The organism is Sphingomonas sp. 28-62-11 (assembly GCF_002278865.1).
Lineage (GTDB): Bacteria > Pseudomonadota > Alphaproteobacteria > Sphingomonadales > Sphingomonadaceae > Sphingomonas.
Genome location: NZ_NCGB01000057.1, coordinates 1 through 9,889, shown reverse-complemented (window position 1 = coordinate 9,889; position 9,889 = coordinate 1). Strand labels below are relative to the sequence as shown.

Genomic DNA, 9,889 nt, shown 5'->3' with positions numbered 1-9,889 from the left:
CAGGACCACGACAAGCCCGAAATCCAGTACGCCCAGGCCGGCCTTGACGCCGACGCCATCATCGACAGCGTCCTCAAGGCCCTCAGGTGGAATGAGGAAGGCATTGGAGAAGCGCGGGCATAAGCTCGCCGCGATGGTAAAGATTCGTATCGATCAACTGATCGTCGATCGCGGCCTGGCGGAAAGCCGGACGCGGGCGCAGGCGCTGGTGATGGCCGGGTTGGTTTATGTCGGCACGCGCAAGATCGACAAGCCCGGCCAGACTATTGCTGACGATGCCGAGATTGAGGTGAAGGGACGCGACCATCCCTGGGTGTCTCGCGGTGGGGTGAAACTGGCGCATGGACTGGATCATTTCGGCTGGGATGTGACAGGCGCCGTTGCGATCGATGTCGGCTCGTCGACTGGCGGGTTCACCGATGTGTTGCTCACCCGAGGCGCAGCACGCGTCTATGCAGTCGACAGCGGCACCAATCAGCTAGCGTGGAAATTGCGCCAGGACGAGCGCGTGATCGTCCATGAGCAAACCAGCGCGCGGATCCTGACGGCAGCGCATATCCCTGAGCCCGTTGATCTGATCGTCTGCGATGCCAGTTTCATCGCGCTTGCCAAGGTGTTGGCAGTGCCGATCGGTTTTGCACGCCCAGGTGCGCGCGCCCTTGTGCTGGTCAAGCCACAGTTCGAGGCGGGACGCGAAGAAGTGGGGAAGGGGGGTGTCGTGCGCGACCCTGCAGTCCACGCGCGCGTTTGTGCCGAGGCCACAGCGTGGTTTGAAGAGCAGGGTTGGGCGGTGAACGGGATCGTCCAAAGCCCGATCACGGGCCCCGAAGGGAATGTCGAATTTCTGCTTGCCGCGCACTTGCTTGAGGTCAGCGCCGTCGGCGGAATGTCATTTTAGGCCATTAAGGCATTTTGTGTGCTTGCCGATTCCCCGAAAAGGCGGCACGAAATGTCACTAGGCGTGCCGGATCAGTGTATCTGGCCGGGGATCGTGAACCGTGCGTTCGTGAAAGGGTTTTCGTGAGAGAGATTGCATCGAAGCAACAGCTTCGACTGGCGTTCCTTCGATGGGCCGTCGTGACGGTACCGTTCATCTTGTTGCTGGGCTTCACATCGGCGCGCAGTGTGCCGACCGGATCGGCCAATCGCTGGTATGCCGCGCTGGTGAAGCCAGTCGAGACGCCGCCGGACTGGGCGTTTCCCGTGGCCTGGATTGTGATTTACGTGCTGATCGGCCTGGCACTGGCGATGGTGATCCATGCGCGCGGATCAACAATGCGTGGCCCGGCGATCGCGCTCTTTGCGGCGCAAATGGTCGCCAATCTGATCTGGACACCGCTGTTTTTCGGGGCGCACCAGATTTTCTGGTCGCTGGTCACGCTTGCGGTGATGTTCACGCTGACTTTGGTGACAACCATCGCTTTCGGGCGGGTCCGGGTGGGTGCCGCGGTGCTGATGGTGCCGTATCTCGGGTGGATTTTATTCGCCGGGTATCTGACCTATATGATCGGTGAGCTGAACCCGGGGGCAGAAACCCTTGTGCCATCGTCATCGAGCACCCAAATCATCAGCTGAAGCAATCGGGAATTTTGACCATGCAATCCGAAAACCGTCTGTTCGATGATTTTGCCAAGTTCATCAACGGTGCCGCCGGCACGCTCGCTGGCGTCGGTCGCGAGGCCGAACAGAGCGCGCGGGCGCGGGCCAAGGAATGGATTGGCGGGCTGGAATTCGTGTCACGTGAGGAGTTTGACGCGGTAAAGGCGATGGCCGCTGCGGCCCGCGACGAAGCCGATGCTCTGCGTGCGCGGATTGAGAAGCTGGAAGCAGCCACCACCGCGCCGAGCACGCCGCCCAAGGTCAAGAAGTCGACCGGTACTGCCTGATTGGTTGCGACGGTTCGCTCGGCGGCCTTGTCCACAGTTTTTTGGGGTCCGGCGACTGGCTGGTCTTGCCCCTTGACTGCCGTATTGGCACGCCAGGGCTACCGAATGATATTGGGCTGGAATTGAGTTGGTGAAGCTGCACGAAGCCGATGACGAGCGCGACGACGCCGCGCCGATCGACATGCTTGAAAGCTATTTTGCCGCGCATGGCTGGACGCATGAGCGCCAGGATGACGAAGTCGTCGCACAGGTAAAGGGCAGCTGGACCGAATATGAGCTTCGCGCACTATGGCGTGAGGAGGACAGTGTCCTCCAGTTCCTTGCCTTCCCTGACATTCGCGTAACGGACGAACGTCGTGTGGCGATTTACGAGGCCATCGGTCTCGTCAACGAACAGCTCTGGGTTGGCCATTTCGAGCTGTGGTCGTCGAGCGGCATCCTGTTGTACCGGCATGCGGCAATGGTTGATTCGACCGATGGCGGCACGCTGTCGCTTGCCGCGGCTGAATTGCTGATCGAATCGGCGATAGACGAGTGCGAACGCTTTTACCCCGTGTTCCAGTTCGTGATGTGGGGCGGGAAAAGCCCGAAGGACGCGCTTGCCGCCGCGCTGACCGAGACCCAGGGCGAGGCGTGATCCCTGGGCGGCTCTGGCTGATCGGCTGCGGCAATATGGGTGGGGCGATGCTGCGCCAATGGATCGCGAGCGGTACAATCGCGGCTAAAGACGTAGCTGTCGTCAATCGAACAGATAGGGAATTGCCGTCTGGCGTCTGGCAAGCGCGGACGCTGCCAGACGGGCCGTTGCCCGATGCTGTCATGCTGGCGATGAAGCCCCAACAGATCGATGGCGTCGCTGATCGCTGGGCATCGCGGATCGCCGGGGTGCCGATGATCGTATCGATTCTGGCTGGCGTGGAAGAGGCAGCAATTGCGCGCCGGTTCAGCGCCGGGGCGATCGTGCGGGCGATGCCGAACCTGCCGGTGGGGATTGGCAAGGGCGTGGTTGCCTTGCACAGCGCCGGAGCATCCGCCGACGTCCGCGACGGCGTCAGTGCGCTGATGGCGCCGCTGGGGCTGGTCGAATGGGTCGATGCGGATCTGTTCGATGCGGTGACGGCGCTTGCTGGGAGCGGGCCAGGTTTTGTGTACCGATTTATCGATGCGCTGGCGGCGGCCGGTACCGCGCTGGGTCTGCCAGAAGATCAATCGGCGCGGCTCGCGCTCGCGACCGTGGAAGGTGCGGCGTTGCTCGCTGCCGGTGCCGATGCGCGCCCTGCCGTTCTCGCGGATCGCGTGGCCAGTCCCGGCGGGTCAACCCGTGAGGGGCTGAACGTGCTCGATCGGGATGCCGCGCTCGTTGCTCTCCTCAGCCAAACTTTGGCGGCTGCGACCCGCCGCAACGCCGAAATGGCGGCAGCGGCACGCTAGTCGCGCAGCGCAGCGATCCGCGCTTTGTCGTCGGCGGGGATCAATCCTTCGAGTACCGCCCAGAATCCCCCCACTGCATTCTGTCCCGCGCTGGCATAAGCTGCCGACAACCGCGTACGGATCGTGTCGAACAACGCTGCTTCAAGTTCTTGCCCGGCAGCCGTCAGCCGTAACAATCGCTGCCGACGATCGCGTTCGCCCGGCCGCATTTCTACCAGACCGCGCTCGGTCAGCTCGTTCAGCACCCGGCCAAGCGATTGCTTGGTGATGGCCAGCAACTCGAGAAGTTGGCTGACCGTCAGGTCGGGCTGGCGTGCGACGAAATACAGCACGCGGTGATGTGCGCGACCCAGCCCTTGGGCGGCCAGACCCTGATCGGCACTGCGCGTCAGATTGCTATACCCGAAATAGAGCAGTTCAATGCCCCGTCGGACTTCCGATTCCCGCAAGAACAGCGGCGATGCCGAGGGTGGTGAAGCCAGGGAGGTTGGGGCAGCCATGTTGACCGACTTTGCCGCCTTCCATAGAGGGGTCAAGCCCTCAAAAAATCTTATGCGGTGACCATGATGCTCGATGCGACGACCATGAACGGCGAGAGCGACATCGCATTCACCATCCATCCCAATGGCGCGCCAATCCCCATTGCCGACCGTTCGGCATTGCTGGCCAATCCCGGTTTTGGGCGGGTGTTCACCGATAACATGGCGACGATCCGGTATAGCGACGCCAATGGCTGGCATGATGCGCAGATTTGTCCGCGCGCACCGTTTCAGCTCGATCCAGCGGCGGGCGTGTTCCATTATGCGCAGGAAATCTTCGAAGGGCTGAAAGCCTATCGCTTGCCCGATGGCGGCACCGCCCTGTTCCGCCCCGATGCCAATGCCCGCCGCTTCCGTGCATCGGCCGAGCGCATGGCGATGGTTCCGCTGCCCGAGGCGCTGTTCCTGGAATCAGTGCGCCGCCTCGTCGTCAGCGAACGCGACTGGATTCCAACAATCGATGGCGGGTCGCTTTATCTGCGTCCCTTCATGATTGCGACTGAGGTGTTTTTGGGCGTGAAGCCGTCGACCGAATATATCTATGCGGTGATCGCATCATCGGTCGGCGCGTATTTTAAAGGCGATGCACCGGCAGTGTCGTTATGGGTGTCGCAGGATTATACCCGCGCTGCTCCCGGCGGCACGGGCGCCGCGAAATGTGGCGGCAATTACGCCGCTAGCCTGATGGCACAAGCTGAGGCCACACGGCGCGGGCATGATCAGGTGCTGTTCCTTGATGCGGTCGAACGCCGCTGGATCGAGGAACTCGGCGGCATGAACATCTTTTTCGTGTTCGATGATGGATCGCTGCGCACGCCGCCTTTGGGGGGCACGATTCTGGCTGGAATCACGCGCGATTCGATCATCCGGCTGGCGCGTGATCGCGGGCTGGTGGTGGACGAAAAGCCCTATGCTATCGATGATTGCCGGACCGATGCGACAAGCGGGCGCCTGGTAGAGGCATTTGCCTGTGGCACCGCGGCAGTTGTAACGCCGATCGGCCAGATGACCTTGGGCGACTTCCAGTTCACGATCGGCAGCGGTGGCCCTGGCCAGATCACCCAGAGCATCGGCCAGTCGCTGGTCGCCATCCAGCGCGGGCTGGCGGCTGATCCCTATGGCTGGGTGCACCGGATTGATTGAAATTTGTGATGTGGTGGGTCGTATGCGGCGCTTGCCCCTTTCCACCAGCTAAATCACCCCCTAAAGCCTCCCGCTCTGCTGGGGCGTCGCCAAGCGGTAAGGCAGCGGCTTTTGATGCCGCCATTCGTAGGTTCGAATCCTGCCGCCCCAGCCAGACTATCCGAAAACTTGGCCAAGCGGCTGCAGTCCGCCGCAGTTCGCGCTAGGCGACGCGCATCAACTGCGACGGAAAGGGAGCGGCGAGGGCGCTTGCCCCGGCTAGATCGGTTGACAGCCACGTGTCGTAATCATCCGGCTGCAGGATAACCGGCATCGCCTTTGGGTGCAGCGGAGCGACGAGGGGGTTCGGCTCGCAGGTCAGGAAAGCAAAGACATTGCCCGCTGTCGAGGGTCGCCAGATACCGGCGAACGCAGCAACGGGCTGATCGGGAATCGTGAACCAATGTTCTTCCCGGCCAGCGCCGATCTTTGGTTCGGCAAAGGCGGTGAAGGGCACCAGACAGCGCTGCGCAGGCGTGGCGAGCATCGATTTCCAGAATGGACTGGTCAGGTTGCGAACGTTGGTGACGTGCTTCGTCACCGTCGTTGCTGGACGCTTGCCGGCGACGGTAAGCGGCACCCCCCACATCATCTGGTCGATGATGCGCTGCCCATCGGCGATGCGGGCCACCCATGCTTCGCGCTTTGGCCACACATCGGTTGGCGCCTGGGCGAAATCAGCGGCGTCCCAGCCGATATATTCGCGCCATGTCGGCAGTCTCGCCCGGGCAGCGGGGTCGTTGCGATAATGGTTGCACATCCGCGCGATCATAGTCGCCCCCGCGTCTTTCGAAAGGGCGTCCGCGCAGGGCACTATTCCAAGCATGGCCTTGCGCATGCTGCTTGACTCGACCAGCGCATCAGCCGAATTAGAACATAACAGGAACAATAATGCGCGATTCGCCTGATACGATCAAAATGTTACGCGCCCATATTGCGGTGGGCGAGCGCGCGCGTGCCGATTCCGGGGTGGAAATGGTGCCGCTTGGCCATGCCGGCATCGATGCGGCTCTGGGCGGCGGGCTGATGCGCGCGCGTCTGCATGAGATTTTTGCCGCCTCGCTTGATGACACTGGCAGCGCGGCGGGCTTTGCCGCGATGCTGGGTGCACAGCTGACGCGACCGGGCGGGACGATCCTGTGGCTGCGCGAACAGGCGGCGGAGGCGCGGGGCGGGTGCCTGCACGCACCGGGACTGGCCGAACTGGGCATCGATCCTGGCCGGGTGATTCTTGGGGTGATTGACGATGCACTGGGGCTGCTGCGCGTGGCGGCAGAAGTGGTGCGCTGCCCCGATATCGATGTCGCGGTGATCGAATTGTGGAAGAATCCGCGCGTGCTTGATCTTACGGCAAGCAGGCGGCTGGCGGTTGCGGCGCAGGCCAGTGGCGTCACCGCGCTGATGCTGCGCGCCGATGCCCAACCCGGCCCGAGTGCTGCACAGACGCGCTGGTCGGTCGCATCGGCGGCAGCGGCGCCGCTGGAGGCGAGCGCACCGGGGTATCCGACGCTTGACCTTAATCTTTTGCGCCAGCGCGGCGGTGCTGCTGGCCGTTCATGGCATGTGGAGTGGAATCGTGACCAAGGCGTTTTCGGGCAAGCGGCGCTTCCTGGCGCTGTGGTTCCCTTATCTGTCAGCGGATCGCTGGCGACGGGCGGGGAACGCCGCACCGGCTGACGGGGTGGTCTTTACGCAAAAGCAGCGCGGCGCGATGCGGATCGTGGCGACGGATGAGGGCACGCGCGCCCATCTCGGGCTGGCGCTTGCCGATGCGCGCGCGCGCGTGCCCGATCTGCTGGCTGTCGATCATGATCCTGTCGCCGATCAGCAACTGCTCGATCGGCTGGCCGATGCGTGTGACCGGTTCACGCCGATGGTCGCACTCGACGATGCCGGACTGACGATGGATATCACCGGTTGCCCGCATGCTGGCGGCGAGGCGGGGCTCGTCGACGATATCGAGCATTGGGCCGCGCGCGCGGGCATGCAATTGCGCCACGCGCTCGCCTCCACACCCGAAGCCGCACAGGCACTGGCGCGGTTCCAGTCGGTGCCCGCTACTGATGAGAAAGCGGCAGTGCTTCGCCTGCCGATTGCGGCGCTGCGTGCCGATGATGATACCGAACTGGCGTTGCGGCGGGCGGGACTGAAGACGATTGCGGATCTGGCGGGCAGGCCAAGCGCCCCGATTTCTGCGCGTTTTGGTGCGGAGACGAGCGATATGCTGGCGCGGCTGCTCGGTAAATCGGACAGCCGGATCACCCCGCGCCGTGCCGAACCCGCCTTGCTGTTCGAACGTCGCTTTGCCGAACCCATCGCGCAAACCGATTATGCGCTGGCGGTGCTCGGTGAACTGGCAGGCGAAGCAGGTGAGGCGATGCTGGAGCGGCACAAGGGCGGGCGGCGCTTTGCCGCGCGGCTCTATCGCAGCGACGGCGCCGTGCGCGAACTCGGCGTTGAGGCCAGTCTCCCCTTGCGCGATCCCAAGGCGGTAATGCGGCTGTTTGCCGAACGGCTCGATTCGCTGAATGATCCGATCGACCCTGGATTCGGGTTCGATCTGATCCGCTTGGCCGTTCCTGTGCTCGAGCCGCTCGCACCCACCCAGTTGCAACTGGAAGGCGGGGCCGTGGCGGCGGGCGAGCTGACCGCCTTGATCGACCGGCTGAGTACGCGGGTCGGTCGCGGGCATTTCCGGCGGCTGCGCGCGCGCGACACACATATCCCCGAACAGGCGGTGCTCGCATTGCCAGCGGTCGATGCCCCGGAACCGAGCCTATGGTGCGAGCCTGAAGCCGGAGAGCCGCCGCTGCGACCCATTCACCTGTTCGATCCGCCGCAGATCATCGAGGTGATCGCCGAAGTGCCCGATGGCCCGCCGCACCGCTTCCGCTGGCGGCGCACACTGCACGAGGTGACGCGGTTCGAAGGGCCCGAACGGCTTGCCGCCGAATGGTGGAAACGTGCCGGTGGGCCTTCAGGATTGGGGACAGGCCTGACCCGGGATTATTACCGCGTGGAGGATGCGCGTGGCCGGCGCTTCTGGATTTTCCGGCACGGGCTCTACGGGACGGAGAAGATCAATCCCGACTGGTACATGCATGGCCTGTTCGCTTGAGCATGCCATGTTTGCCGAACTGATTGCTGCCACCAACTATTCCTTCTTGCGCGGCGCATCGCACCCCGAAGAGATGGTTGGCGAAGCGATTGCGCTTGGTCAGACCGGTATTGGCATTGCCGATCGCAACACCGTCGCCGGGGTCGTCCGCGCGCATGTCGCGCTGCGCGAGGCGATAGAGAAGGCGACTGGCCTCGATTTCAAGCTTGTCGTCGGCACACGGCTAGTGTTTGCCGATGGCACGCCCGATATCGTCGCCTACCCCGCGACCCGCCACGGCTGGGGGCGGCTATGCCGGTTGCTGACATTGGGCAACAGGCGGGCGGTGAAGGGCGGGTGCCTGCTCGGCCTTGCCGATTTGCTAGCGCATCTTGATGATCTGCTGCTGATCGTGCTGCCGGAAACGAGCTTCGTCGCTGAAGAGAATGTACCAGTCAGCGCCGAGTCCGTGATGCACGCCCCCGGCCTGCACCGCGCCAGCGGGAATGTAGATCGGCTGCGCTGGCTGGTGAAGGCAGCATCGGGGCGCGTTTGGCTTGGCGCGCGGATGCCCTATGCCGGGCGCGACCGGCGGATGCTCGCCAGGCGTGCCGCATTGGCCACCAAACTCGGCGTGCCGATGATCGCCACCAACGACGCGCTCTATGCCAACCCGGCAGCGCGCCCTTTGCATGACGTGCTGAGCTGTATCCTGGCCAAAACGACGATCGCCACGGCGGGCAGGCGGCTGGAAGCCAATGCCGAACGCCATCTGAAATCACCCGACGAGATGGCTTGGTTGTTCCGTGATTATCCCGACGCCATTGCCGAGTCGACCCGGCTGCTCGGCCGGATCGACTTTTCGCTCGATCAGCTTCGCTACGAGTATCCGCATGAGCCCGTTCCCGATGGCTGGAGCGCGCAGGACTGGCTTCAGCATATCGTGCTGATGGCGGCGCAGGCGCGCTATCCCGGCGCGTTGCCGGGCAAGCTCTGCCGGTTGCTCTATGAAGAGTTCGAGCTGATCCGTGAGCGCAACTACGCCTATTACTTCCTGACCGTCTACGAGATGGTCAAGTTCGCCCGCTCGGTCGATCCGCCGATCTTGTGTCAGGGGCGGGGGTCGGCTGCCAATTCGGTGGTGTGTTTCCTGCTCGGCATCACCTCGGTTGATCCAATGAAATACGACCTGCTCTTCTCGCGTTTCGTATCGTCCGAGCGGGATGAGCCGCCCGATATCGATGTCGATTTCGAGCATGAGCGACGCGAGGAGGTGATGCAGCATATCTATGCGCGCTATGGCCGCGACCGCGCCGGGATCGCTGCGACCGTCATTCATTACCGCCCACGCAGCGCGGTGCGCGAGGTCGGCAAGGTGCTCGGCTTTACCGAGGATGTGACGACGCGGATCAGCAGCACCGTGTGGGGCAGCTATGCCAGCCAGATGGAGGAAAAGCGCTTCGCCGAAACCGGGTTCAGCCTTGAGGACCCGGCGATGCTGCGACTGAAGACTTTGGTCGATCAGTTGCTGCATTTTCCCCGGCATTTGTCGCAGCATGTCGGCGGGTTCGTGCTCACCCAGGGGCGGCTCGACGAAATGGTACCAATCCATAATGCCGCAATGGCGGACCGCACCTTCATCGAATGGGACAAGTACGATATCGACGCGCTCGGGCTGATGAAGGTCGATGTGCTCGCGCTCGGCATGCTCACCTGCATCCAGAAAAGCTTCGAGCTGCTGCGCGCCGAGGGGC

At 63.2% G+C, this 9,889-nt stretch carries 11 protein-coding genes and 1 tRNA gene; 10 read left to right on the top strand and 2 right to left on the bottom strand.

All coding sequences use genetic code 11. The features are described 5' to 3' along the window. Positions 1-133 precede the first annotated feature (133 nt). The 5 genes from B7Y49_RS14210 to proC all read left to right on the top strand — a co-directional run bounded on the left by B7Y49_RS14210 (position 134) and on the right by proC (position 3,317). A complete protein-coding gene (locus tag B7Y49_RS14210) occupies positions 134-898 on the top strand; it encodes a TlyA family RNA methyltransferase (RefSeq protein WP_374128260.1) in 765 nt (254 codons plus the stop codon). Between the two features lie 122 nt (positions 899-1,020). Then, positions 1,021-1,575 (top strand): TspO/MBR family protein, encoded by a 555-nt coding sequence (locus tag B7Y49_RS14205; RefSeq protein ID WP_374128259.1) that lies wholly within the window; start codon positions 1,021-1,023, stop codon positions 1,573-1,575. A 20-nt stretch (positions 1,576-1,595) separates the two neighbouring features. After that, a complete protein-coding gene (locus B7Y49_RS14200) occupies positions 1,596-1,886 on the top strand; it encodes an accessory factor UbiK family protein (RefSeq protein WP_374128258.1) in 291 nt (96 codons plus the stop codon). Positions 1,887-2,067: 181 nt separating this feature from the next. After that, a complete protein-coding gene (locus B7Y49_RS14195; protein ID WP_374128262.1) occupies positions 2,068-2,523 on the top strand; it encodes a YbjN domain-containing protein in 456 nt (151 codons plus the stop codon). Next, complete coding sequence (gene proC / locus B7Y49_RS14190; RefSeq protein WP_374128257.1) at positions 2,520-3,317, top strand: pyrroline-5-carboxylate reductase; 798 nt, start codon at positions 2,520-2,522, stop codon at positions 3,315-3,317. The genes B7Y49_RS14195 and proC overlap by 4 nt, the downstream gene beginning before the upstream one ends. Here proC and B7Y49_RS14185 read toward each other — a convergent pair. After that, complete coding sequence (locus tag B7Y49_RS14185) at positions 3,314-3,817, bottom strand: helix-turn-helix domain-containing protein (protein WP_374128256.1); 504 nt, start codon at positions 3,815-3,817, stop codon at positions 3,314-3,316. The two genes, proC and B7Y49_RS14185, sit on opposite strands and share 4 nt — an antisense overlap. Before the next feature lie 84 nt (positions 3,818-3,901). On the opposite strand from B7Y49_RS14185, the gene B7Y49_RS14180 reads away from it, so the two are divergent. Both B7Y49_RS14180 and B7Y49_RS14175 read left to right on the top strand, forming a co-directional pair. Then, a complete protein-coding gene (locus tag B7Y49_RS14180; RefSeq protein ID WP_374128261.1) occupies positions 3,902-4,999 on the top strand; it encodes a branched-chain amino acid aminotransferase in 1,098 nt (365 codons plus the stop codon). Between the two features lie 79 nt (positions 5,000-5,078). Continuing rightward, positions 5,079-5,153, top strand: a tRNA-Gln gene (locus B7Y49_RS14175). 48 nt (positions 5,154-5,201) lie between these two features. Here the strand turns inward: B7Y49_RS14175 and B7Y49_RS14170 are convergent. Then, on the bottom strand, positions 5,202-5,810 hold the full coding sequence (locus B7Y49_RS14170) for an SOS response-associated peptidase family protein (protein ID WP_374128255.1): 609 nt from the start codon (positions 5,808-5,810) through the stop codon (positions 5,202-5,204). A 119-nt stretch (positions 5,811-5,929) separates the two neighbouring features. Here B7Y49_RS14170 and B7Y49_RS14165 point away from each other — a divergent pair, with 119 nt between their 5' ends. The 3 genes from B7Y49_RS14165 to B7Y49_RS14155 all read left to right on the top strand — a co-directional run. Further along, entirely contained in the window at positions 5,930-6,715 is a 786-nt protein-coding gene (locus tag B7Y49_RS14165) for an ImuA family protein (RefSeq protein ID WP_374128254.1), read from the top strand. Next, positions 6,600-8,156 carry a DNA polymerase Y family protein gene (locus tag B7Y49_RS14160; RefSeq protein WP_374128253.1) on the top strand — a complete coding sequence of 519 codons (1,557 nt, stop codon included), beginning with the start codon at positions 6,600-6,602 and terminating at the stop codon, positions 8,154-8,156. Before B7Y49_RS14165 ends, B7Y49_RS14160 begins: the two co-directional genes overlap by 116 nt. Positions 8,157-8,163: 7 nt before the next feature. Next, a partial coding sequence (locus tag B7Y49_RS14155) for a PHP domain-containing protein (protein WP_374128252.1) occupies positions 8,164-9,889 on the top strand: 1,726 nt, incomplete at its 3' end.

Coding starts and splice junctions, on each gene's coding strand:
- B7Y49_RS14210 (WP_374128260.1), top strand. CDS start 134: ATGGTAAAGATTCGTATCGATCAACTGATCGTCGATCGCGGCCTGGCG.
- B7Y49_RS14200 (WP_374128258.1), top strand. CDS start 1,596: ATGCAATCCGAAAACCGTCTGTTCGATGATTTTGCCAAGTTCATCAAC.
- B7Y49_RS14195 (WP_374128262.1), top strand. CDS start 2,068: ATGCTTGAAAGCTATTTTGCCGCGCATGGCTGGACGCATGAGCGCCAG.
- B7Y49_RS14185 (WP_374128256.1), bottom strand. CDS start 3,817: ATGGCTGCCCCAACCTCCCTGGCTTCACCACCCTCGGCATCGCCGCTG.
- B7Y49_RS14180 (WP_374128261.1), top strand. CDS start 3,902: ATGAACGGCGAGAGCGACATCGCATTCACCATCCATCCCAATGGCGCG.
- B7Y49_RS14170 (WP_374128255.1), bottom strand. CDS start 5,810: ATGATCGCGCGGATGTGCAACCATTATCGCAACGACCCCGCTGCCCGG.
- B7Y49_RS14165 (WP_374128254.1), top strand. CDS start 5,930: ATGCGCGATTCGCCTGATACGATCAAAATGTTACGCGCCCATATTGCG.
- B7Y49_RS14160 (WP_374128253.1), top strand. CDS start 6,600: ATGTGGAGTGGAATCGTGACCAAGGCGTTTTCGGGCAAGCGGCGCTTC.